This window comes from Klebsiella sp. B345, assembly GCF_051131735.1.
Lineage (GTDB): Bacteria > Pseudomonadota > Gammaproteobacteria > Enterobacterales > Enterobacteriaceae > Klebsiella.
Map to the genome: position 1 here is coordinate 1355253 of NZ_CP180443.1, position 23482 is coordinate 1378734.

Annotated in this window: 19 protein-coding genes and 1 riboswitch; of the genes, 7 read left to right on the forward strand and 12 right to left on the reverse strand. The window is 54.7% G+C overall.

Annotated elements, in window-relative coordinates; all coding sequences use genetic code 11:
- Positions 1-135: 135 nt before the first annotated feature.
- The 6 genes from ACMYSO_RS06345 to ACMYSO_RS06370 all read right to left on the reverse strand — a co-directional run bounded on the left by ACMYSO_RS06345 (position 136) and on the right by ACMYSO_RS06370 (position 7539).
- A complete protein-coding gene (locus ACMYSO_RS06345; protein ID WP_434669818.1) occupies positions 136-1437 on the reverse strand; it encodes a tyrosine-type recombinase/integrase in 1302 nt (433 codons plus the stop codon).
- A gap of 67 nt (positions 1438-1504) precedes the next feature.
- A riboswitch (TPP riboswitch) is annotated at positions 1505-1600 on the reverse strand.
- A 344-nt stretch (positions 1601-1944) separates the two neighbouring features.
- Entirely contained in the window at positions 1945-2724 is a 780-nt protein-coding gene (locus ACMYSO_RS06350) for an OB-fold protein (RefSeq protein ID WP_434669820.1), read from the reverse strand.
- A 91-nt stretch (positions 2725-2815) separates the two neighbouring features.
- Positions 2816-3124: a hypothetical protein gene (locus ACMYSO_RS06355; protein ID WP_434669821.1), complete on the reverse strand. Its 309-nt coding sequence runs from the start codon at positions 3122-3124 to the stop codon at positions 2816-2818.
- Positions 3125-3490: 366 nt separating this feature from the next.
- A complete protein-coding gene (locus tag ACMYSO_RS06360) occupies positions 3491-5470 on the reverse strand; it encodes a TonB-dependent receptor domain-containing protein (protein WP_434670758.1) in 1980 nt (659 codons plus the stop codon).
- Between the two features lie 29 nt (positions 5471-5499).
- On the reverse strand, positions 5500-6558 hold the full coding sequence (locus tag ACMYSO_RS06365; protein ID WP_434669823.1) for a YncE family protein: 1059 nt from the start codon (positions 6556-6558) through the stop codon (positions 5500-5502).
- Positions 6559-6903: 345 nt separating this feature from the next.
- Positions 6904-7539 carry a helix-turn-helix domain-containing protein gene (locus ACMYSO_RS06370; RefSeq protein WP_434669824.1) on the reverse strand — a complete coding sequence of 212 codons (636 nt, stop codon included), beginning with the start codon at positions 7537-7539 and terminating at the stop codon, positions 6904-6906.
- Positions 7540-7755: 216 nt separating this feature from the next.
- Here ACMYSO_RS06370 and ACMYSO_RS06375 point away from each other — a divergent pair, with 216 nt between their 5' ends.
- The gene (locus tag ACMYSO_RS06375) at positions 7756-9732 is read left to right on the forward strand and encodes an alkyl/aryl-sulfatase (protein WP_434669825.1); all 1977 of its coding nucleotides are present in this window, start codon (positions 7756-7758) and stop codon (positions 9730-9732) included.
- Between the two features lie 79 nt (positions 9733-9811).
- On the opposite strand, the gene ACMYSO_RS06380 is transcribed toward ACMYSO_RS06375, so the two are convergent.
- Positions 9812-10756 carry a LysR family transcriptional regulator gene (locus tag ACMYSO_RS06380; RefSeq protein ID WP_434670759.1) on the reverse strand — a complete coding sequence of 315 codons (945 nt, stop codon included), beginning with the start codon at positions 10754-10756 and terminating at the stop codon, positions 9812-9814.
- 121 nt (positions 10757-10877) lie between these two features.
- Between ACMYSO_RS06380 and ACMYSO_RS06385 the strand changes: the two genes are divergently transcribed.
- On the forward strand, positions 10878-12689 hold the full coding sequence (locus ACMYSO_RS06385) for an adenine deaminase (RefSeq protein ID WP_434669826.1): 1812 nt from the start codon (positions 10878-10880) through the stop codon (positions 12687-12689).
- A gap of 2 nt (positions 12690-12691) precedes the next feature.
- Positions 12692-14035 (forward strand): NCS2 family permease, encoded by a 1344-nt coding sequence (locus ACMYSO_RS06390; RefSeq protein ID WP_331851503.1) that lies wholly within the window; start codon positions 12692-12694, stop codon positions 14033-14035.
- A 34-nt stretch (positions 14036-14069) separates the two neighbouring features.
- On the opposite strand, the gene ACMYSO_RS06395 is transcribed toward ACMYSO_RS06390, so the two are convergent.
- Positions 14070-14969, reverse strand: coding sequence for a LysR family transcriptional regulator (locus ACMYSO_RS06395; RefSeq protein WP_434669827.1), 900 nt, complete (start codon positions 14967-14969; stop codon positions 14070-14072).
- Positions 14970-15156: 187 nt separating this feature from the next.
- Between ACMYSO_RS06395 and ACMYSO_RS06400 the strand changes: the two genes are divergently transcribed.
- Entirely contained in the window at positions 15157-15471 is a 315-nt protein-coding gene (locus ACMYSO_RS06400) for an RcnB family protein (protein WP_434669828.1), read from the forward strand.
- Between the two features lie 102 nt (positions 15472-15573).
- Here the strand turns inward: ACMYSO_RS06400 and apbC are convergent, their stop codons facing one another.
- Complete coding sequence (apbC, locus tag ACMYSO_RS06405) at positions 15574-16683, reverse strand: iron-sulfur cluster carrier protein ApbC (RefSeq protein ID WP_123755122.1); 1110 nt, start codon at positions 16681-16683, stop codon at positions 15574-15576.
- 152 nt (positions 16684-16835) lie between these two features.
- Here apbC and metG point away from each other — a divergent pair, with 152 nt between their 5' ends.
- Both metG and ACMYSO_RS06415 read left to right on the forward strand, forming a co-directional pair.
- Positions 16836-18872 carry a methionine--tRNA ligase gene (gene metG / locus ACMYSO_RS06410; RefSeq protein WP_434670760.1) on the forward strand — a complete coding sequence of 679 codons (2037 nt, stop codon included), beginning with the start codon at positions 16836-16838 and terminating at the stop codon, positions 18870-18872.
- Positions 18873-19016: 144 nt separating this feature from the next.
- Positions 19017-19481 (forward strand): YehR family lipoprotein, encoded by a 465-nt coding sequence (locus ACMYSO_RS06415; protein WP_434669830.1) that lies wholly within the window; start codon positions 19017-19019, stop codon positions 19479-19481.
- A gap of 112 nt (positions 19482-19593) precedes the next feature.
- Here ACMYSO_RS06415 and ACMYSO_RS06420 read toward each other — a convergent pair whose 3' ends face one another.
- The 3 genes from ACMYSO_RS06420 to ACMYSO_RS06430 are packed head-to-tail and all read right to left on the reverse strand — an operon-like array spanning position 19594 to position 22516.
- The gene (locus ACMYSO_RS06420) at positions 19594-20061 is read right to left on the reverse strand and encodes a DUF1456 family protein (RefSeq protein WP_434583884.1); all 468 of its coding nucleotides are present in this window, start codon (positions 20059-20061) and stop codon (positions 19594-19596) included.
- Positions 20062-20114: 53 nt separating this feature from the next.
- Positions 20115-20834 carry a two-component system response regulator BtsR gene (btsR, locus tag ACMYSO_RS06425; RefSeq protein ID WP_434583882.1) on the reverse strand — a complete coding sequence of 240 codons (720 nt, stop codon included), beginning with the start codon at positions 20832-20834 and terminating at the stop codon, positions 20115-20117.
- Positions 20828-22516 (reverse strand): LytS/YhcK type 5TM receptor domain-containing protein, encoded by a 1689-nt coding sequence (locus tag ACMYSO_RS06430; RefSeq protein WP_434669831.1) that lies wholly within the window; start codon positions 22514-22516, stop codon positions 20828-20830. Before ACMYSO_RS06430 ends, btsR begins: the two co-directional genes overlap by 7 nt.
- Before the next feature lie 209 nt (positions 22517-22725).
- Here ACMYSO_RS06430 and ACMYSO_RS06435 point away from each other — a divergent pair, with 209 nt between their 5' ends.
- Positions 22726-23457: a MerR family transcriptional regulator gene (locus ACMYSO_RS06435; RefSeq protein ID WP_434669832.1), complete on the forward strand. Its 732-nt coding sequence runs from the start codon at positions 22726-22728 to the stop codon at positions 23455-23457.
- Positions 23458-23482 lie beyond the last annotated feature (25 nt).

The following is a 23482-nucleotide window of genomic DNA, read 5'->3' on the forward strand; positions in this document are numbered from 1 at the left end:
GCTGAATGCATATGACCCCTAGGATGCCTGCGTCGACAGCTCTTGGCATTTGATTCTGCGCAAGCAGATCGAAGTATCGTGCACTTCAAATAGGATAAAAAGCTGACTTTTCGGTCAGCTTAATTTCTTTGAAAACTACACCCAACTGATGCCATCAATCACATAAGAAATTGAGGAAAGCGGGAACGTATGCAGGTAACGTTTTGTGATCCCGCCACTCTTTTCATGCCCTACAGTTTGTTGTAGATGCAGTATGTTGGTCACCCAACCACCCATTGCTGATGAGCAGACGCTGTGGCGGATCGAATGCAGTAACCGTCTCTGTCCATAATCATCCAAATACGGAACACCAAGCTGATCACGCAGATCAGCAAACACTTTACCGATCTTTGTCATGTTCGTGCCTGCCACTTCTGAGAATATGCGTTCTTTCCATTGGCTATCAACGTACTCCATGAAACCCCATTCGATTAACTTAGGGTGGATGACTACTTGCCTTGTGGCGTTCTCAGTTTTCCCCTGTCCTCCTTCGGCAATCAGGAAATAGTAGCGCTGGCTATCTTCGTCGAATTTGATCTGTGACTTCTCCAGTTTGGCGATCTCTCCTCTTCTGGCTCCGGTATAAGCTAACAACAAAGTGATCCATTTTTGCCAGTTATCGGGCTGCTTAAGCGCCCACCCTACAAACTTTTGCATCTCCGCTGTGCTGTATGCTCCAAATCTCGCTTTCGATGGTGCTGCAACTACTCCATCAGTTGGCGACTTGTGCAACACGTCTTTGCCTTCAGTGAGAAAAGTTTTGAATAGTGATTTATAGAGCTTGAGATGTTTGTGGATGGCCTCAACACCAACCAGCTCATCTGGCGGAACCTCATCGCATTCGATCAGTTGCTGAAGAGTCATTGAGCGATAAGGTTGAACAACGCGTTTTGGGAGATTTTCAACCACTTCCATCACCTGCTTAATATCCTGCTTGGCGATCGCAGTTACAGCGGTTTCCCCTCCCAAGACAGTTAGCAATACTTCCATATAACGCTCATTCGCCCTTGAGATCGATTTCGTCCAGTTACGCCCTTTTTCGTCTTTGTACATAGCCCAAGCATCAGAAAGGGTTAACACCTTTTCCGGTTCGTCTGGTGCTCTTGGATCAATGTTAGCAGTTGGTTCCTTAATCGGCTGATGTGGTAGCTGCAAAACTTTCACAGCCCTACGTTCTGACACAATCAGATTTGAAATAAAGGTATCGAACATCGAGAGCGGCGTAGCTAATGATTTAACAAAAGGAATATGCGGAGTAACACCAATCATCAAAGCAGATGCTTCACGATAGCTGTCAGTGAGGAGGGATTTCTTATACATCCTGCCATTGGAAAGCCGGATTTGTAGGTAGTAGTTACCGTTTCTCTGAAACGTGTATGGAAGAGTTCTGTACCCCATAAATTCACCCTTTTTGTACCTCAAGTGCATGACGCACCGACAAAAAGAGAGTCAATTCCATGATAAGTAGGCCAAGTTTTGGCCCCCTACGCTGGCATTATCCAGATCAGGTACTACGGGTTTTTCTCAGCCTTCACAAAGAAGGGCACCCCGAGTCATTTAAATCAAAATCAAAAACTTGCGATTAATGCTCCTCATTAATCCCTGATCAGGATAGTAATGCCAGCGGGAAGTCTTGTAAACGGCAAAAGCGGCCCTTTAGGGCCAAGGATAACAGCTTTAAGCATGTCAGGGGACATCATCTTCAGGGGCAAACTTCACGAGATAATGAAACAAAAAATAGAATGAGTAAACCTCATCACGCAAGCTTTGCTTAAAGAGCACATGGCAGAAGAGGAGTTCGTGACAATTCATAACTATTACGATGGACATGTTGGAGAACGTCACCAGCATATAACCGTTCTCCCCGACAGATGGCAGTTAATACGATCTTCCCTCCCTCGCTGATCAATTAAACTGGCAGCGACCTCCAGAAGGTGAACCCATAAAAAACATCATTTTTTCGCACAAAATACTGACGGTCTGACCTTTTCTCAAACTGGCAGCTTTGTTTTTTTCAGTTTCTTCCATACCAAACCGAGCAGGCATGAACTCATTCCCACTTTGGAGTAAAACAACTACACTGCCTGAAAAGTCTTTATCAATACTCTGGACAATACCCTTGACCTCAACTTTTCGACCGCCAATCTTTTCATCTGCTGCAACTTCGTTTTCATCGTACATTTTCATCAAGGCTATGGCAGTTGTTCTGTACACACTATCATCCGAGGCATCACGATCGGCTTTTGCCTTCGCTGACGGTTCCGGTGCGTTTAAGTCTGCGACTATTTTAGACATAAAACCAATTTTCTCTATATAGCTCAAAGCATTACCGCAGGTAGTTATTTTTGTCTTATCTTGAGTAATGCTTCCCCCTTTATCCTTTATACTCAAGCCGATTGAAGCGCTAAGAATGACAACATTATAGATTGTATTATAGGCAGAGGTACCCTTCTCCATTCCCTGCGTTGCTTGTGCAATAAGCCCTTTTGCTGATTGGTCAATTGGTACATTTGTGTTGATACCACCTTTTAACGCCAGCTCACAGGTAGTGCTAAACAGGTTTTTGATATAGTCCTCGGTGGTATTACGGTATGGTTGCAGATTTCCAGAGTTGGACAATTGTTGTTTTTCAGCTGTAGCAGTGAAAGAGCAAAGCAGTAAAGACAGAGCTATAATTTTTCTCATATATATCCAAGATTAAATACAACAAAATCGAAATTACAGCTTCTTAATAAACGGGACATTTTCGTGGGTAAAAGAACCCAGTCTGATTTATTCATCTACAAATAAGACTCTGGCCTACATATGTGCAGGAAGTACCATCTGATCCGATCACATTATTCCCTACTCGGTTATAAATCGTGGTTCCAGATGAACCATAAGACTGAACCTGCGGGGCGGAGTATGATTGACTCTGCTGTAATATCTGCTGCCCTGAACTCTGGAATGATTGCCCGGTTTGTTGTAATTGCTGATTTAATTGTGCCATCTGCATCTGCTGATTCATTTGCTGCATCTGATACATCTGCATGTCACCTTGTGTCATCGCATCTCGATAGCCAGTTTCAACATAGTCTTCATCCATGCACATGACCCTTGCATAGTCAATCTGCCTGATATGTCTACAGGAATCATCTCCAGCCATGTAATAGTGTCCATTGAAATAGTTCGGTGCCGCAGTTTTTGCACATCCCGACAAGAAACAGACTACAAGACAAAGCAAACCTTTTTTTAACATACACAGCCTCAAAATAAGAAAATTCTTAGCTGGGCTAATAATCCAAATTCTGTAAGAAAAAGTAAATAAAAATCAAACTATCAATTTTGGTATGGTTCAAGACCTAATTTTCGATAATGCCAGTCAATATGCGATAAGTTGGGATTAACGTCTCGTTAATCCCTGTTTGGTTCAGGCCAGCCACAAGCCAAAGACACAACCCCTGCCTTATGCTCAGAACTCGATGCGGCCGCCGAAATTATAGCGGCGCCCTTCCAGCATCGCGGTCTGTCGGTAAGAGGTGCTGTAAATCGGGTTCACATCAAACAGATTGTAGATGCCGCTCATCAGGGTAACGTGCTTGTTCAGGTGATAACGAGCGCCGAGATCCACCAGCGCGTAGGCCTCGGTGGAGGTGGACTTGCCGATATCCGGCGAGTTGCTGCGCCAGCTTGCCCGGGTCCATAGTTCGAGATCGTTGGTTGTATTCCAGGTCAGCGATACGTTGGCCATGCTGCTCGGGAAATCGCTCAGCGCGTACCCTTTATATTCACCGCTCTTCTGTTCGCTGTGGGTATAGGTATAGTTCGCGTTGGCTTTCAGTGCGGCGGTGGCCTGCCAGTCGCCGTTCAGCTCCAGACCGTAGATCTGCACATCACCAACGTTAATGTATTGCGACACGGTGTCTGCGGTGTAGCCATTGTATTGACATTTCTGGGTCGCGGACGCCGTACAGATGGTGTGATCGCTGATTTTGTCTTTGAATTTGGTGTGGAAGATTGTGGCATCCAGCGCCAGTGCATCCTGCTGCCAGTACACCCCCAGCTCGGTGTTGATGCTCTGCTCCGGCTTCAGATCATCATTACCAATACCGATTTCAGAGTAGGGATATGCGCCGTAGACGCTGGTAAAACCGGCGTTATTCTCGCGTAGATCCGGCTTCTTATACCCGGCGGACACGCCGCCTTTCAGTGCCCATGACTCATTCAAGGTCCAGTTACCGTACAGCTTAGGGGTGACGTGGTAGCCAAAATAGCTGTCATGATCGAGACGCGCTGAGGTGGTCAGGGTGAAATCCGGCACCATCATCCAGGCATCTTCCGCAAAGACCGCCCAGCCGTGGCGAGTGATCTTGCTGACCGGCGTCACGCCGGGCGCCTGCTTGTCTTCTATTCCAAAGGTGTCATTCAGCTCGTTACGGGTGAAGTTGATGCCTAACGTCAGCTTGTGATCGCCCAGGCTAAAGGTGTTCGCGCTGTTGGCTTCGAAGTTATTCTGCTTAATAAATTGCGAGTCCATGCCCGGCACCCGATATTCCGTGCGCGCTTTCTCATAGCTGATGAAGTTCTTGACCTCCAGCAGGTCATCGCCGTACCAGGCGTGCTGCGAAAGCGAGGCCGCATCGCGGTCAAAACCCCAGTACCACTGCTTATCGTTATGGGTTTTCTCCTGATTGCCTTTGGTGGCGTTCAGATCCCACAGTTGGGTATCGGTGGGCGACATGGAAATCGTCGCATCCAGATTCCCCGCTTCGTGCTTCACAAAACGCTGCTTAGCCGGGCTATCATCATCGCGACGGTCAAGATAATCCGCCGCCACGCTTACCCCGAGCTTGCCCGGCACCACCGGTCCCATCAAGAAAACGTTGCTCTGGTTGGTGTTGCCGTATTCGCTTTTCTCCTGCAGGAAGTAATTATCCTCCAGCACCCCCGTCCACGTATCGAGGTTGTACGCTTTTTTGGTGATGACGTTAACCACGCCGCCAATAGAGTCAGATCCATACAGCGAGGACATCGGTCCGCGAATCACCTCAACCCGTTCAATGGCGGCCAGCGGCGGCATAAAAGCCGCTTCAGTACCGATATGGTGCCCGTAAGGTCGGGATTCACGGGTCGACTGCTTAATACCGTTTACCATAAACGAGGTATATGAAGAGTCCATGCCGCGCATCTGTACATCACCGGTTGCCAGGCTGCCGTGGCCGTTGCCGACCAGCACACCTGGCATCTCGCGGATGGCTTCCGTCACATTCTGGTTTGAACGGGTATTGAGCGCTTTCTCATCAAGCACCGAGATAGTCGCTGGCGCCTCGCGTCGCTCTTGAGTAAAGCCGGTAGCGGTCACCACCATTTGATCTTCGTTGGCCGGGGCGCTGTCTGCCGCATAAACCACTGCCGGCAGGGTGGCAATGGCGAGCGCAATCGCCACGGCCATGCGTGTCTTAATCGTCACAAAAAAAGCCCTTAAAATGTAGTTAGATCAATCTTGAGAACGTAGTCAGCCTGGTCGGATTTTTCGTCTTGTTTGACGCTGGCATACAGCGTTCTGGCATCAGCAGAAAGCACCAGGCTGTTCGGCATGGCCGCCGTTTTGATGGTGTGCTTGACGCGGTTGGTTTTGGCATCAATCACGCTTATCGAGCGATCGTTGCGGTGGGTCACATAGATTTCATCGCGCGCGGCGTTATACAGCACGGCAATGGAGTTCGGCGTGGCAATGCGATGCAGCAGCTTGCCGGAGCGCAGGTCCACCACCAGCAGGTCGCGAGTATTGGTGTCGGCGATATAGCCTACGCCTGCGGCGCTATTCAGCGCGATATTGAGGAAGTAGTGATTGCTCTCGGCCGGGTCGACCTTCACGCGGGAGAGCAGCGTCGAGGTCTTGCCATCAAGGGTAACCAACTCGCCGTGGCCGGTGACCACATAAACCCTCTCACCCGTGGCATCCACCGCAAACCCCACCGGCTCGATTTTCCCGATGGTGTCCAGCAACTGCTGTTTGCGGGTATCGACGACCCAGAGCAGCCCTTTGTCTTTACTCCCGATCCCGGAGACATACAGACGCTGATTGTGCTTATCGAGCACCACTTCACGAACGTGGGCTTTTTTCTCAGGATCAGAATCATCGCTCAACTGGATGGTGTTAATCACCTTGCCAGTGAGCGTGTCCAGCAGCATCACCGAGCCGTCCAGTGCATTGCCCAGATAGAGAACATGGTTTTCTTCATCCAGTGAGAGCGCAAAGGTGCGACGCTCGGTGGCGATTTTATCCTTAATCTGCAAAGAATCGGCTGCCAGTCTGAACACCACGCCAGCGGTTTTATCTTTCTCAAATGAGGGTGCCGAGGCGGCATAAATCGCCTGCTGCTGGTTGTCATAGGCTAACTCATAAACCCCACGCCCCAGGGGCTGTGAGCGAAATTCCTTCTCACTGAACGCCTTTGCAGATGCGCAGAAAGGGTGAAGAGAAACGGCAACGGCCAGGGCGCAGAACGCGGCTTTCTTTACAGATGCTGTAGACATGTAATATTTCTTTACAGTAGTTTACGGAATGCAAACGATAATGAAAATGAATATTATTTGCAATCGCATATATCTCCATATTTCCTACCATTTTTTGTGTTGTAATCGAAGCGCCAGCTGTTTTAACGCGCGCGGGCCTGCGCAAGCCGTACTTCTCGGATGGCTTCGTTTCTCGGTGTTGGGGCAGGTTTACGGCAAAGGAAGGCAGATCATATTTGCCGATTGTCGGCAATCGGCCAGGGTAGGGATGATGGCAAGCGCAGACAGCAAATGATGCACCGCGTCATTTTGCCTGGTCTTTAACTGCTGCTTATGGTTGCAGGCCATCCGTGAGTGCCTTTCTGCCTAGTAGTCTTCCGGCAGCGGTCGATCAATAGAAATCAGCTTGCCTCTCTCCATGGTGATATACCCCCCGGCTTTCAGTTCGGCAAGCACCCGGAAAACGTGGGTTCGTGACAGGTTGGTCCGGCGGATGATAAACAGCGCCAGCCCCTCGTTTTCGCCCTTATGTGCATTCTGGCGATACAGGTAACGAAACAGCATCGGCCGGATAGTCTGGTAGCTGGTCAGCTGACGACGTTCGTTGTGCAGGTCGATGGTAAAGATGGTCATATACACCAGAATGGTCGTCAGCTCCTGGATGCGTTGCGGGTCGTTTTTCATAAAAATACGATCAAACGCCTCGTAGGATATTTTGATAACCTCCGCAGGTGCCACCGAAATATATTCAAATTTCGCCAGTGGGCAATATCTTTCCAACAATCCCACCGGCATATGCTCAATAGTATTACCAATCATGAGTCCATTATCTGGCATCACCATGGCTAAAGAACCTTTAACGCAAAAATAGATACAGCCGGGCTTTAATACTAATTTTTTATTTAACGCAACAGACAGCGCTTCGCCCTCTTCGGTTATTTCCGCCAGATAGGTATCTATTTTAAGACCTTGATAATAGCTGTGCACGTCCTGAAAATTCACACCATTCCCCTTTCTGTCCCCTGTGCCAACAACTGAAGTATAGCAGTGAACGCACTATCTATTCACCGTGAACATATCCTGACCACCAGCCAGTCCCATTTGGGACTATCGCACTAATTCAATTCCCTTACAATGGTCAACAATTACTCCAGATTTGCTTTTGTCCCTTCATCATTATTTGTTGAGGATGACAAAAATTATCCAAGAGGCCCTTCAATGAAATTAAATCAGATCGCAAAACATCTGGCACTGGCCGGTGTTTTAACTTCTCTTTCTGTTTCCGCTTTCGCGCAAGTAATACCGAAAGATGCAACAGAAGCCACTCAACAGGCAAATAACGCGCTTTATAATAAGTTGCCATTTGCCGACAAAACTGACTTTGAAAATGCGCACAAAGGTTTCGTTGCCGCGCTGCCACAAGAAGTGATTAAAGGCGCACAAGGTAACGTTATCTGGGATCCGGCGAAGTACGACTTCATTAAAGAAGGCGAAAAAGCTCCTGCGACCGTTAACCCAAGCCTGTGGCGTCAGTCTCAGCTGATCAATATCAGCGGCCTGTATAAAGTCACCGACGGCGTTTATCAGATTCGTAACCTCGATCTCTCCAACATGACCATTGTTGAAGGCGATAAAGGCATCACCATTATTGACCCGTTATTGTCTGCAGAGCCGGCGAAAGAAGCCCTGGACCTGTACTACAAAAACCGTGGTAAAAAACCGGTCGTTGCGGTGCTGTTCACCCACAGCCACGTAGACCACTACGGCGGTATCCGTGGTGTGGTTGATGAAGCAGACGTGAAAGCGGGCAAAGTGAAAATCTACGCCCCGGACGGATTCATGAAAGAAGCCGTGTCTGAAAACATTATGGCCGGTAACGCCATGAGCCGTCGCGCCAGCTACATGTACGGTAACCTGCTGAAGCCTGACGCGAAAGGCCAGGTCGGCGCCGGTCTGGGGACCACCACCTCTGCCGGTACGGTAACCCTGCTGCAGCCAACGGACTACATCACCCATACCGGGCAAGAAGAAGTTATCGATGGTCTGACTTACGATTTTATGATGGCACCGGGCTCTGAAGCGCCGTCAGAAATGCTGTGGTACATCAAAGAGAAGAAACTGATTGAAGCAGCAGAAGACGTCACCCATACGCTGCACAACACCTACTCTCTGCGTGGCGCAAAAATCCGTGACCCACTGGCATGGTCGAAGTATATCAACGCCGCCATCGAGCGTTGGGGCAGCGATGCCGAAGTGATTATCGCCCAGCACCACTGGCCGACCTGGGGTAACGAAAACATTGTTAAGCTGATGAAAGGTCAGCGCGACATGTATCGCTTTATCAATGACCAGACGCTGCGCCTGGCCAACAAAGGCCTGACCCGTGATGAGATCGCCGCGAACTTCAAGCTGCCGCCGTCACTGGAAAAACAGTGGGCAAGCCGCGGTTACTACGGTTCCGTCAGCCACGACGTGAAAGCCACCTACGTGTTCTATCTCGGCTGGTTCGATGGCAACCCGGCAACCCTCGACGAACTGGCGCCAGAAGAAGCGGCGAAGAAGTTTGTTGATTACATGGGCGGCGCGAGCAACGTGCTGAAGAAAGCCAAAGAGGATTACAGCCAGGGTAACTACCGTTGGGTAGCTCAGGTCACCAGCAAAGTTGTATTTGCTGACCCGAAAAACCAGGAAGCGCGTAATCTGGAAGCGGATGCGCTGGAGCAACTGGGTTACCAGGCCGAAGCGGGCACGTGGCGTAACTTCTACCTGACCGGTGCTCAGGAACTGCGTAACGGCGTACAGCAACTGCCGACGCCGAACACCGCCAGCCCGGATACCGTGCGTGCGATGACCCCGGAAATGTTCTTCGATTATCTGGGCGTGCATATCAACGGTGAGAAAGCAGGCAATGCCAAAGCAATCTTCAACGTTGACCTTGGTAAAGACGGCGGCAAGTACAAGCTGGAGCTGGAAAACGGCGTGCTGAACCACACCGCTAACGTCGAAGCGAAAGATGCGGATGCCAACATCACGCTGAGCCGCGATGCGCTGAACAAGATTATCCTGAAGCAGGAAACGCTGAAGCAGGCTGTTGATAATGGTGACGTGACCATTACCGGGAATGCCGCGAAGCTGGACGAAATGCTGAGCTATATGGACAAATTTGAGTTCTGGTTCAACATCGTTACTCCGTAAGTTTATTCAGTGACTTACCCTACCCCGCAGCCTGTGGCTGTGGGGTATTTTTTTACCTGTAAGATACTGAACGCCCGGTTTACCCCTCTGCCCTGAGGCGCGCCGCCGATTCGCGCAGCGAACTCAGCAACAATAAAAAACACTCTTCAATTAACGGCGGCAGCGGCTGCGGCCCGCGCATTAACGCCACGGTACGCGCCAGCGCCGGCTGCTGGAGCTGCGCAATCTGCAATGCCGGATCCTGTAAATGGGTGGTATAGAGCGCCGGCAGGATGGCTATTGCCAGACTCGAGCGCACCAGGCCATACAGGGTTTCAATATAGTCCACCTGATACCGGGTGTTCAGGGTCAGCCGATGGCTCTCCGCCAGCGCGCCGACCAGACGTTGAATATTGCCTTTCGAGAACACGGCAATATCGCGCCCGGCCAACAGTTTCCACGGTAAATGCGGCTGCGCCGCCAGCGGGTCGTCACGGTGCAGCACTGCCACAAATGGGTCTTCCCGCAGCGGGTAGACCTGCAACTCTGCGGGCAGCGAACTGTCGATAGCGCCGATACCAAAGTCAATCTTGCCGCTTTGCAGCTCCCGCACCAGCGCATCGTTGGTCTGATCGTGGAACTCAACCCGCAGCCAGGGAAAGGTTTGCGCCAGCAGCTGCGGCAGCAGCGGAAACAACAGCGAACTGACCGAAGGCACCAGTCCAATACGCACGGTGCCATCGCCGCCGGCCGCCACAATCTGCTGCATATCCTGAAACGCCAGCTGGGCCACGCTCAGCACCCGCCGGGCGTGGGGCAAAATTGCCGCCCCCAGTTCGGTCAGGGTCACCGCAGAGGCGGTCCGGTTCACCAGCTTGCCGCCGAGCACCGTTTCCACCTGGCGCAGTGCGCTGCTCAGCGCCGGCTGGCTGATGGCCAGGCGGTTCGCGGTATCGGTGAAATGGCGCAGCTCCGCCAGGGTGACAAAGTACTGTAGCTGCTTGAGGGAAAGCGCGGGCAGGCGCTGCCACGGTTCGGTCATGATGTTCTTCGCTAAGGGTAGTCAGGCAGAATAACCCGAGCTTATCGGGTGATAAATTTATTCATCTGGGCAAACGTTTGCTGTGCGCCTAGAGTATCGCCATTATCCTTGTGCCGGAGTTGTTATGTCCAGCAATGCAGAAAATCGCCGCCGTGCCGTCCAGGCCGCCAGAGGCGAAACACCGTTTGACCTGTTACTGACCGACGGGCAGATCGTCGATATGGTCACCGGCGAAGTCCGCGCCGCCGATGTCGGCATCGTTGGCGAGATGATCGCCAGCGTGCATCCACGCGGCAGCCGGACAGACGCGCACCAGCGCCAGTCGCTGGAAGGCGCCTACCTTTCACCGGGGCTGATCGATACCCACGTCCACCTTGAAAGCTCCCATCTGCCGCCCGAGCGCTACGCCGAAATCGTCCTCGCGCAGGGGACCACGGCGGTCTTCTGGGATCCCCATGAGCTGGCCAACGTCCTCGGCGTGGAAGGCGTGCGCTATGCCGTAGACGCCAGCCGCCATCTGCCGCTGCAGGTGATGGTTGCCGCCCCTTCCAGCGTGCCATCGACGCCGGGGCTGGAAATGTCGGGGGCGGATTTCGCGGGTGCCGAGATGACCACCATGCTGGCATGGCCTGAAGTCTGCGGCGTGGCGGAAGTGATGGACATGCACGGGGTGCTCAACGGCAGCGCGCGGATGCTGGAGATTGTCCAGGCCGGTCTCGACAGCGGCAAGCTGATCGAAGGCCACGCCCGTGGCCTGAGCGGCGCCGATCTGCAGGCCTACCTTGCCGCTGGGGTGACCTCCGATCATGAGCTAACCTCGGCAGAAGACGCGCTGGAAAAGCTGCGCGCCGGATTGACTCTGGAACTGCGTGGCTCGCATCCGTACCTGCTGCCGGATATTGTGAAGGCCCTGAAAACCCTCCCGCATCTCTCCTCGCAGATCACCGTCTGCACCGACGATGTGCCGCCGGATATGCTGCTGGAAAAAGGCGGGATTATCGCCCTGCTCAACCTGCTGATTAGCCACGGTCTGGCCGCCACCGACGTCCTACGCTTCGCGACCCTCAACGCCGCGATTCGCCTGCAACGTAACGATTTGGGGCTGATTGCCGCCGGTCGCCGCGCCGATCTGGTGGTCTTTGACAACCTCGAAACCCTGCAGGCCCGTGAGGTCTTTGTGGCCGGGAAGTCGATCGCCCGTGACGGCGCGGTCCTCCAGCCGATCCCGGCGGCTGCTGGCGTCTTGCCGCCGCGCGATACGCTACATCTGGCGCCGCTGCAAGCTGCGGATTTTGTGCTGCGGGTGCCGGGCATCGTGCACGGCGTGGCCCGTCTGCGGCATATCCGCGGCGCGCGCTTTACCCAATGGGGAGAGGTCGAGGTGCAGGTTCGCGACGGCGAAGTCCAGCTGCCGGAAGGCTTCAGCCTGATCTGGGTGAAGCACCGCCACGGACGTCACCAGGCCACGCCGCAAATCGCCCTGCTAGAAGGCTGGGGCGAGCTGCGCGGCGCCATCGCCACCAGCTACTCCCACGACTCCCACAACCTTGTGGTGCTGGGACGCCATCCCGCCGACATGGCGCAGGCCGCCAACCAGCTGATTGCGTCCGGCGGCGGAATGGCGCTTGCCCAGCAAGGCACTATTCTGGCCCACGTGGCGATGCCGATTGCCGGTATGCTGTCCGACCTGCCGGCCGTCGAGCTGGCGCAGCAGTTCCGTGAATTACGCGACCTCAGCGCACAAATCGCCGACTGGGAGCCGCCCTACCGGGTATTTAAGGCCATTGAGGGAACCTGCCTCGCCTGTAATGCCGGGCCACATTTGACTGATTTAGGTTTGACCGATGGCACCACCCGCCAGATCGTCGAACCGTTGATAGCATGCCGGGAAACCCCGGCCCCAACCGATCACAACAATAATCATCGGGGAGCCTGAACATGGCCGACAACACACTGCATACCTCCGCGCAGGGAAGCTGGCTGGAGCGGCGTTTTTCCCTGCGCTCCCGCGGCAGCACGCTGCGTACCGAATGCCTCGCCGGGGTGACCGGCTTTCTTGCCGCCGCCTATCTGCTGGTGGTGATCCCCGGCCTGCTGGCGGTGGGCGGTATGGACAAAGGCGCCGCCACCACCGGGACAATTCTGGTGTTCGTTGCCGGAACATTGCTGATGGCCTTTTACGCCAACCTACCGTTTATCGTTGGCCCCGGCATTGGCGGCTCGGTGCTGGTGGGGGTGACGCTGGCCGGCAGTGAGGGTATCGGCTGGCAAATCGGGCTCGGTATCGCCTGTTGGTCTGGGATCCTGTTCTTCCTGCTCACCACATTCGGCCTGCGCGAAGTGGTGACCCGCTCGGTGCCGCAGTCAATCAAGCTGGGGCTAACGGCCTCGATCGGCCTGTTTGTCGCTGTACTGGGCTTTCGTAACGCAGGCCTGGTGCTGGCAAACGCCAAAACCAACGCCCTGATGCTGGGAGATTTCCTCTCCCCCGGCGCGCTGGTGGCGCTGTGCGGCCTGTTTCTCGCTATCGCCCTGCAGGCGCGACGCATTCCGGGGGCCATTCTGTGGGCAATCCTGTTTGCCACGCTGATCGGTATTCCCGCTGGCGTGACCCGCTTACCCGCCAGCTTTATCGATATGCCGCACTCGCTCGCGCCGGTGCTGGGCCATATCGATATGCTGGGAGCGCTGAATATCGCCTTCCTGCCGTTCCTGTTCGTCTTTTTCGCCTCCGAGTTTTTCTCCACCATGGGGACCACCCTGGCGGTCGGCGGCGAAGCGGGGCTGCTGGATGACGAAGGCAATATGCCGCAGATCAACCGGCCGTTTATGGTCGATTCAATCGCCGCCGCCATCGGCCCATGGCTGGGCATTCCGGCAGCAACCGCGCTGATCGAATCCTCAGCAGCGGCAGAAGCCGGCGGCAAAACCGGGTTAACGGCGCTGGCGGCAGCGGTGATGTTTTTGCTGATGCTGCTGTTCACCCCGGTGGCCCTGATGATCCCCAAAGAGGCCACCGCCCCGGCGCTGATCCTGATCGGTCTGAACATGTTCAGCGGCCTGCGCAAAGTCGATCTGGCTAATTTCACCGACGGGTTGCCGGTATTGATGATGGTGATGATCACCCTGATCGCCAACAGCTTCGGGACCGGCATCGCCGGCGGGCTGCTGTTTTACATCATGATTAAAACCGTTGCCGGCAAATGGCGCGAGATCCCGCTGGGATTGTGGATCCTCGCCATTCCGCTGGTCTACTACTTCGCCACCCTGGTGCGCCACTAAGCGAAGATGGGGCTAATCTTTCATCGTATGCAGATTAGCCCTGCCCCGCTTCGCAGTGCGCTTTCACCTCTTCATACAGTAAACGCACCGCGGCGGAGAGCTGCTTGCGGTGCGGGCAAATCATATTCAGCGGCACCAGGTCGCCCTGGTAGTGCGGTAACAGCACCTGCAGACGCCCGGCGCGAATATCGTCTCTGACATCCAGCGCCGACTTATAGGCAAATCCCTCGCCGGCAATCGCCAGCCGGCGGATCACCTCGGCGTCGTCGCTGACAATGGTGCCAGAAACCTGGATATGTTCCACCACGCCGTCAAGGCTGACCGGCCAGCGATCGAACTGCCGCCCGCGCAACACGTACAGCAGCGCGTTGTGCTGGGCCAGCGCCTGGGGCGTTTGCGGCTCGCCATGTTCGGCAATCCACGCCGGGGAGGCCACCAGCACCCGACGGTTTTCCGGCACGACGGGCAGTGAAATAAACGAGGCATCGTCGTTGTCGCCATAGCGAAAGGCGACATCCACCGGGTCTTTAAACACATCGGTGCGATGATCGGAAAAGAGGATCCGCAGCTTCAGCGCCGGGTGACGCTGGCGAAACGACCGAAAGACGGTCAGCAACAAATTACGCCCAAGGTCGGAGGGCACTGCGATTTGCAAGGTGCCGCGCACTTCATCATCCGGCACCTGAATTTTTTGTAACCCGGCGTGTAGCGTATCGAGCATCTGGGTGGCATAGGGCAGCCAGGTTTCCCCTTCCGGGGTAAGGCGCAAACTGCGGGTCGAGCGCGCAAACAGACGAATATTGAGCATGGTTTCCAGGCGCTTAATCGCCGCGCTGACCTGCGCCGGTTGCTGGCCAACCTCACGCGCGGCGTCGCTGAAACTGCCCAATGCCGCCGCCCGAACAAATAACGTCAGATCTTCCAGTCTGAACATAAACACTCCCGAATCCAGATCTCCGGATTGTTCTCAAAACGGGCGCGATCCGCCCAATCAGACACCCTGCCCATCGTTTTCTTACATATTTAACGCAACCAACGCTTGCCATCCCCGCCATGCTTCAGGAATGATACGAGGCTGCGATTTTGTGTCCAGGGTAATCCAGGATAATAATGAGGAAAATATGCGCAAGACAAAAATGATGCTTCTGGGCGTCCTGTTGGCCAGCACCAGCACCGTATGGGCGGCCTCCAGCGGCCCGCAAAAATTTGAACTTGATGGTTTCACCGCAGACTTCACCCAGTTTCGCGTCGGAGACACCGTACCACCGCTGTATCTCACTCCGGAATACAACATCAAGCAGTGGCAGCAGCGTAACCTGCCTGCTCCGCAAGCCGGTACCCACTACACCTATATGGGCGGCAGCTACGTGCTGATCACCGATACCGAAGGGAAAATCGTCAAAATTTATGACGGCGAGATTTTCTACCAGCATTAATGACTGAGCGCATCATCAGCGATGGCGCCAACGAAAACGCCCTGCCCTTTTCCTGCCAGCGCTGGCATAGAGAAGGACAGGGCGTTGTCTTATCCGCCGACGTTACACCGCGCGGAAGGCAATCTCACTGGGAATGACTTCCCCTTGCCAGTAGAGCTGTGCCGCCACTCTTCCCGCCAGCTGACGGTAGATGTCGGTGAACTCGCTTTCCGGACGGGCCACCACGGTAGGCGTGCCATTATCGAGATCTTCGCGCAGATTAATATGCAGCGGCAGCTGGGCCAGCAGTTGAGTATGGTATTTCTCTGCCAGTTTCTCGGCACCGCCGGTGCCGAAGATAGCCTCATGGTGCCCACAGTTGCTGCAAATATGCATGCTCATGTTTTCCACGATGCCTAATACCGGCACTTCCACCTTCTCGAACATCACGATGCCTTTTTTCGCATCGATCAGCGCAATATCCTGCGGCGTGGTTACCACTACCGCCCCGGTCACCGGAATATTCTGCGCCAGGGTCAGCTGAATGTCGCCGGTGCCTGGGGGCATATCCAGCACCAGATAGTCGAGATCCGGCCACATTGTCTCCTGCAGCATTTGCAGCAGCGCTTTGCTGGCCATTGGACCGCGCCACACCATCGCGTTATCGTCGGTCACCAGGTAGCCGATGGAGTTGGTGGCAAGGCCAAAGCGCATGATCGGCGCCATGTGGGTGCCGTCAGGCGAAGTAGGACGCTGATCTTCCGCCCCGAGCATGTTAGGAATCGACGGGCCATAGATATCGGCATCGAGGATCCCGACCTTCGCCCCTTCCGCAGCCAGCGCCAGCGCGAGGTTGACCGCCGTAGAGGATTTACCAACCCCACCTTTACCGGAGCTGACGGCGATAATATTTTTAACGCCGTTGATACCCGGCTGGTTTTTCACCCGCTTCAGCGTGGCGATGCTGTGCGTCAGCTTCCAGTCGATCGCCTGGGCGCCAGTGATACGCAGCAGATCGGCGCTGCATTGCTCTTTTAAATCCTCAAAGGCGCTGTGCCAGACGAACGGCATTTGAATCTCGATATGCACGGTATCGTCGAGCCAGGCAACGTGGTGCAGTGCCTTCAGCGCGGTAAGGTTATGCTTCAAAGTGGGGTGCTGGAAATTAGCCAACGTTCCGGCGACCATCGCACGCAGACGTTCGGGGGATTTGGCCTGGGATTGTGAATTCATCCCGACTCCTTTGTTGTTATGAGCTGCTTTCAGTATCACTGAGTTTACCACAGCTGAGGATTATCCATATATGGTCAGCCATTTATGGCGCACCCATTACCCTTTTGGTAATATCAGAAGCCCTTTTTACAACAGAAGATGTAATGCCCACTATGACTCAAGTCGCGAAGAAAATTCTGGTAACGTGCGCACTGCCGTACGCCAACGGCTCTATCCACCTCGGCCACATGCTGGAGCACATCCAGGCTGATGTCTGGGTCCGTTACCAGCGAATGCGCGGCAACGAGGTCAATTTTATCTGCGCCGATGACGCCCACGGCACGCCGATTATGCTGAAAGCCCAGCAGCTTGGCATTTCTCCGGAGCAGATGATTGGCGAAATGAGTCAGGAGCATCAGGCCGATTTTGCTGGCTTCAACATTAGCTACGACAACTACCACTCGACGCACAGCGACGAGAACCGTGAGCTGTCAGAGCTTATCTACGGTCGCCTGAAAGAGAACGGTTTTATCAAAAACCGCACCATCTCTCAGCTGTACGATCCGGAAAAAGGCATGTTCCTGCCGGACCGTTTCGTCAAAGGCACCTGTCCGAAGTGCAAATCGCCGGATCAATATGGCGATAACTGCGAAGTCTGCGGCGCGACCTACAGCCCGACCGAGCTTATCGACCCGAAATCCGTGGTCTCCGGCGCGACCCCGGAAATGCGTGACTCCGAGCACTTCTTCTTCGACCTGCCGTCCTTCAGCGAAATGCTGCAGGCGTGGACCCGCAGCGGTGCGCTGCAGGAGCAGGTGGCGAACAAAATGCAGGAGTGGTTCGAGTCAGGTCTGCAACAGTGGGATATCTCCCGCGATGCGCCGTACTTTGGCTTCGAAATTCCTGGTGCGCCAGGCAAATATTTCTACGTCTGGCTGGATGCGCCGATTGGCTACATGGGTTCGTTCAAGAACCTGTGCGACAAGCGCGGCGACACCACAAGCTTCGACGAATACTGGAAGAAAGACTCCAGTGCCGAGCTGTATCACTTCATCGGCAAAGACATCGTCTACTTCCACAGCCTGTTCTGGCCTGCAATGCTGGAAGGCAGCAATTTCCGTAAACCAACCAACCTGTTTGTGCACGGCTACGTGACGGTGAACGGCGCCAAGATGTCCAAATCGCGCGGCACCTTTATCAAAGCCAGCACCTGGCTGAACCACTTCGATGCCGATAGCCTGCGTTACTACTACACCGCGAAGCTCTCTTCACGCATCGATGATATCGACCTGAACCTGGAAGACTTCGTCCAGCGCGTCAATGCTGATATCGTCAACAAGGTGGTGAACCTGGCATCGCGCAACGCCGGCTTTATCAACAAGCGTTTTGACGGCGTACTGTCGGCTGAACTGGCCGACCCGGCGCTGTACAAAACCTTCACCGACGCCGCGCAGACCATTGGCGAAGCGTGGGAAAGCCGTGAATTCGGCAAAGCGATCCGCGAGATCATGGCGCTGGCTGATGTGGCGAACCGCTATGTTGACGAGCAGGCTCCGTGGGTCGTGGCGAAACAGGAAGGCCGCGATGCCGACCTGCAGGCCATCTGCTCAATGGGCATCAACCTGTTCCGCGTGCTGATGACCTGGCTGAAACCGGTTCTGCCGACCCTGTCCGAGCGCGTTGAAGCGTTCCTCAACTGCGAACTGAGCTGGGATGCTATCCAGCAGCCGCTGCTGTCGCACAAGGTCAACACCTTCAAAGCGTTGTACAACCGCATTGACATGAAGCAGGTTGAAGCCCTGGTGGAAGCCTCGAAAGAAGAAGTGAAAGCGCTAAACAGCGCACCGGTTACCGGCCCGCTGGCTGACGACCCGATTCAGGAAACCATCACCTTTGACGATTTCGCCAAAGTGGATATGCGTATCGCGCTGATTGAAAACGCCGAATTTGTCGACGGTTCCGATAAGCTGTTGCGTCTGAGCCTCGACCTCGGCGGCGAGAAACGCAATGTCTTCTCCGGCATTCGTAGCGCCTACCCGGATCCGCAGGTGCTGATTGGCCGCCTGACGGTAATGGTCGCCAACCTGGCGCCGCGTAAAATGCGTTTCGGTATCTCTGAAGGGATGGTGATGGCGGCAGGTCCTGGCGACAAGGATATCTTCCTGTTAAGCCCGGACAGCGGCGCCAAACCTGGTCAGCAGGTAAAATAATCTCCGCATTAAGCGCTGCCCCGGCAGCGCTTTTTCTTTATCTATTCTGATTCTCACTTCCTGCCTTTTCTGCGCGTTGCGCACCACATCAATCGTGGCAATAATCAATCGCTTTAGCCCTGCATCACCAACAAAGGAACTGTGATGAATATATCCCGCAAGCTGGTTGCCGCCGCCGCGGTCTCCCTGCTGCTCGCCGGCCTCACGGGCTGCGACAGCGTCCCTCAAGAAAAAAGCAAAACCTTTACCCATACCATTAACGGCGTCAATCTGAGTTTTACCTACCATTACGCGGGTGACAAAGTGCTGCGCCAGGATGCGAATAATACCCTTCCCTACAAGAGCATCGGCGCCACCAGTAAAGAACAGGCCCAGGCGCTGATTGAACCGATGAGCAACCTTTATCGCGGTGTCAAAGGCGTGGAGCAGCGGATCGATTATACAGACAGCTATGCGCAGGAACGTATCAGCATTGATTTTACCCAGGCGAAAATTAGCGAGCTGTGCAAGCTGCCGGGATCAACGTTCACCAACTGCACGCTTCAGGAGGTCTCGATGACGGAGTCGGAGAAGCAGCTCAAAGAGCAAGGTTTCAAGGAAGTAAAATAGTCGTGAGGTACGCCCGGGTAGTAGCATAAAAGCCTTACCCGGGCTACACGAAAAGCGCGCGGATAGCACGGCTAAGCGCAGCGTAAGCCGGGACCATTCAGCAGAAGGAAACTCAAGGTTTGGCGTGGACGCGTTCGGTCAGGCCGCGCAGGAAATAGCGCAGGAACTGGTCACCGCACTCGCGGAAATTTTTATGCTCCGGGGCGCGCATCATGGCGGTAATTTCTGGCATCGAAACGCGGAACTTCTGCTGGGTCAGAATGGCGAGGATGTCATCGGTCTTCAGCGAAAAGGCGATGCGCAGCTTTTTCAGCACCACATTGTTATTCACCCGGCGCTCAACCGCCAGCGGCGGTGCCGACTCGTCTTTGCCGCGTTTGTCATAAATCAGGCCGTTGAGGAAAATCGACAACATAATGTCCGGGCAGCGCTGGAAGCCCTCTTCGTCTTCCTTTTTCAGCCACGGGACCAGCTGCTCTGCGCTGACGACGGAATCGCCCAGCGCAAAAATACGCACCAGGTCGTTATTATTGGTTTTCAGGGTGTAGCGCAGGCTACGTAAGATATCGTTACTGATCATAATGCCTTCATGATGAAAAATGCTGGCGCTAAGTCTATCACGATTCAGGCGTATTACAGCCCAATCGCCTCTTTCAGATTTTTTAAGTAGCGCCGGCTCACCGGCACCGTTTGCCCGGCCCGCATCAGCAGTTCCGCCTGACCATTCTCCTCCAGACGGATCTCCTTCAGGTGGGCCATGTTCACCAGATACTGGCGATGGCAGCGCAGCAGCGGCGTGCGGTTCTCCAGCGTTCGCAAGGTCAGCTCGGTGAAGCCCTCTTTCCCTTCGCGGTCGGTGACGTAGATTCCGCTCATCCGGCTGCTGACGAACGCCACATCTTCCATTTGCAGCAGCCAGATGCGGCTGTGGCCGGTGCAGGGGATGTACTTCAACGCCTGTTGGGTATCATCGAGCAGCGAGATATCCTGCAGGCTGCGCTCCTGGCGCAGACGGGCCAGGGTCTTCTCCAGCCGCGGCGCCTCTATAGGTTTGAGCAGATAATCAAACGCATGCTCTTCAAAAGCTTTCACCGCATACTCGTCAAAGGCGGTGAGAAACACGATGTAAGGCCGGTGCTCCGGGTCCAGCATCCCGACCATTTCCAGACCGCTGATCCGCGGCATCTGGATGTCGAGAAACAGCACGTCCGGGCGCAGCTTGTGCACCGCGCCAATGGCTTCTACGGCATTGCCGCACTCGCCGACAATCTCAATATCGCCGGCGGATTCCAGCAATACGCGCAGGTTTTCACGCGCCAGCGGCTCATCATCAACTATCAACACTTTTAACACGCGTCTTCCTCCAGAGGCAGTCGCAGCGTGACGCGGGTGAAACGCTCCGCTTCACAGGTGACGGTAATGCCGCAGTCGGCGCCGAAGCGCGCACGTAAGCGTCTGTCCACCAGACTCATACCCAGCCCGCTGGCGTTGGGATTGTCCTGGTACAGTCCGGCATTATCTTCGATATCAAGTTGCAGCCAGCGGTCGTTCTGGCTGGCGCGAATGGTAATCTCCCCGACCCCGAGATGCTGCGACGTGCCGTGCTTAATGGCGTTTTCTACGATCGGCTGCAGCGTAAACGCTGGTAACTGATGGTGGGCCAGCGCCTCGGGCACCAGCATCTGAATCTGCAGGTTGGCCTGGAAACGTGCCTTCTCAATTTGCAGATAGGCGTTCACATGTTCAATTTCGTCGGCCAGGGTCACGACCTCCGAAGGCCGCTTGAGGTTTTTACGGAAAAAGGTCGACAGATACTGCACCAACTGCCCGGCCTGATCGCTGTCGCGGCGTATCACCGCCTTCAGGGTGTTTAAGGCATTAAACAGAAAATGCGGGTTCACCTGCGCGTGCAGCAGTTTTATCTCCGACTGTGTCAGCAGCGCCTTCTGCCGCTCGTACTGCCCGGCGAGAATTTGCGCCGACAACAGCTGGGCAATCCCCTCTCCCAGAGTGCGGTTAATGGAGCTGAACAGGCGGTTTTTCGCTTCATATAATTTAATGGTGCCGATGACCCGCTGATTTTCGCCGCACAGCGGGATCACCAACGTCGAGCCCAGCTTGCAGTTGGGGTGAATCGAGCAGCGATAAGGAACCTCGTTGCCGTCGGCGTAGACCACCTCGCCGCTATCAATAGCCTTTTGCGTATAGGATGACGAGATGGGCTTGCCGGGCAGATGATGATCGTCGCCAATGCCGGTAAATGCGAGCAGCTTGTCGCGGTCGGTGATGGCCACCGCGCCAATATCCAGCTCCTGGATCAGCACCTGCGCGACCTTCATGCTGTTCTCTTCGTTAAACCCCTGGCGCAGGATCCCTTCCGTCGAGGCCGCAACCTTCAGCGCGGTGGCAGAAAAAGCCGAGGTGTATTTCTCAAACATCGCCCGCTTATCCAGCAGGATACGCATAAACAGCGCGGCGCCGACCGTGTTGGTTACCATCATCGGCGCGGCGATGCTTTGCACCAGATGCAGCGCATTATCGAAGGGACGGGCGATCAGCAGAATAATCAGCATCTGCACCATCTCGGCGAAGAAGGTGATCGCGCCGGCGGTGAGCGGGCTAAACACTTTATCCGAACGTCCACGTTTGACCAGCACGCTGTGGACCAGACCACCCAGCAGCCCCTCCACAATGGTGGAGACCATACAGCTCAACGCCGTCATCCCGCCAAGGGAGTAGCGATGCAGCCCGCCGGTGAGGCCCACGAGGCCGCCGACGACCGGGCCGCCGAGCAGGCCGCCCATGACCGCACCGATGGCGCGCGTATTGGCAATGGAATCTTCGATATGCAGACCGAAATAGGTCCCCATAATGCAGAAAATAGAGAAAGTGACATAGCACAGCAGCTTATGCGGCAGGCGGACGGTGACCTGCATTAGCGGAATGAACAGCCGCGTCTTGCTCATCAACCACGCGATGACCAAAAACACGCACATCTGCTGAAGCAGCAGCAACACCAGATCGAACTCGTACATACCCGCAGACCACACTTCACTTGAAAGCGCGTAACATACACCGCCGGGTCATAACTTTCTTTGAAGCCACCGAGGAAAATGAAAAATCATGGTCAGGATCACACTTCTTAGCCACCTCTCACTCGCCATATGAACAAAAAATGAACAAATATGTCGTCTTCGGCAAACAGCTTCTACAGTTATAAGGGAAGCAACTGCGGGAGGGATTTATGGCGCTTTATACGATTGGTGAAGTGGCTCAGCTCTGCGACATCAACCCCGTGACGTTACGCGCCTGGCAGCGGCGCTATGGACTGCTGAAACCTCAGCGCACCGATGGCGGCCACCGGCTGTTTAATGAACAGGAAATTGACCGCATCCGCGAAATTCAACGCTGGATTGACGCGGGCGTTCAAGTGAGTAAAGTCAAAACCCTGCTCAACGATAACGATCATCAGGAAGAGGATGGCTGGCGGGAACAGCAGGAGATTCTGCTGGGCTATCTGCACGACGGCAGCTATCACCGTTTACGGTTGTGGATTAAAGAGCGCAGCCACAGCTACTCCGCCCTGACGCTGGTTAACCAGTTGTTTATCCCCTTGCGCCATCGTCTGCTTAGCCCCCAGCCCACCCTCACCGCCCTGCGAAGCATTCTTGACGGCCTGCTGATCAACCATATTGCCCACAGTCTTGCCAGCGCCTACAAACACGCCGGCAGCCATGCGCTGGTGCTCGGCTGGAATATCGACGATACCACCCGGATGTGGCTGGAGGGCTGGATTGCCTGTGAACAGGGCTGGCGTGTCGATGTTGTGCCGCACTCGCTGGCGCAGATTCGACCCGAACTGTTTCCCGACAGCACCCTGCTGGTATTGTGTGGCGAGAGCCCGACCCAGGCGCAGCAGGATCAACTGCAGGCCTGGCAGCAGCAGGGTCACGTTATCTGGCTAAATAGCAATTAATGTTTTATTAACACCTGAGCTTCAC

Coding starts and splice junctions, on each gene's coding strand:
- ACMYSO_RS06345 (WP_434669818.1), bottom strand. CDS start 1,437: ATGGGGTACAGAACTCTTCCATACACGTTTCAGAGAAACGGTAACTAC.
- ACMYSO_RS06350 (WP_434669820.1), bottom strand. CDS start 2,724: ATGAGAAAAATTATAGCTCTGTCTTTACTGCTTTGCTCTTTCACTGCT.
- ACMYSO_RS06355 (WP_434669821.1), bottom strand. CDS start 3,124: ATGGATGAAGACTATGTTGAAACTGGCTATCGAGATGCGATGACACAA.
- ACMYSO_RS06360 (WP_434670758.1), bottom strand. CDS start 5,470: ATGGCCGTGGCGATTGCGCTCGCCATTGCCACCCTGCCGGCAGTGGTT.
- ACMYSO_RS06365 (WP_434669823.1), bottom strand. CDS start 6,558: ATGTCTACAGCATCTGTAAAGAAAGCCGCGTTCTGCGCCCTGGCCGTT.
- ACMYSO_RS06375 (WP_434669825.1), top strand. CDS start 7,756: ATGAAATTAAATCAGATCGCAAAACATCTGGCACTGGCCGGTGTTTTA.
- ACMYSO_RS06385 (WP_434669826.1), top strand. CDS start 10,878: ATGTCCAGCAATGCAGAAAATCGCCGCCGTGCCGTCCAGGCCGCCAGA.
- ACMYSO_RS06390 (WP_331851503.1), top strand. CDS start 12,692: ATGGCCGACAACACACTGCATACCTCCGCGCAGGGAAGCTGGCTGGAG.
- ACMYSO_RS06395 (WP_434669827.1), bottom strand. CDS start 14,969: ATGTTCAGACTGGAAGATCTGACGTTATTTGTTCGGGCGGCGGCATTG.
- ACMYSO_RS06400 (WP_434669828.1), top strand. CDS start 15,157: ATGCGCAAGACAAAAATGATGCTTCTGGGCGTCCTGTTGGCCAGCACC.
- apbC (WP_123755122.1), bottom strand. CDS start 16,683: ATGAATTCACAATCCCAGGCCAAATCCCCCGAACGTCTGCGTGCGATG.
- metG (WP_434670760.1), top strand. CDS start 16,836: ATGACTCAAGTCGCGAAGAAAATTCTGGTAACGTGCGCACTGCCGTAC.
- ACMYSO_RS06415 (WP_434669830.1), top strand. CDS start 19,017: ATGAATATATCCCGCAAGCTGGTTGCCGCCGCCGCGGTCTCCCTGCTG.
- ACMYSO_RS06420 (WP_434583884.1), bottom strand. CDS start 20,061: ATGATCAGTAACGATATCTTACGTAGCCTGCGCTACACCCTGAAAACC.
- ACMYSO_RS06430 (WP_434669831.1), bottom strand. CDS start 22,516: ATGTACGAGTTCGATCTGGTGTTGCTGCTGCTTCAGCAGATGTGCGTG.
- ACMYSO_RS06435 (WP_434669832.1), top strand. CDS start 22,726: ATGGCGCTTTATACGATTGGTGAAGTGGCTCAGCTCTGCGACATCAAC.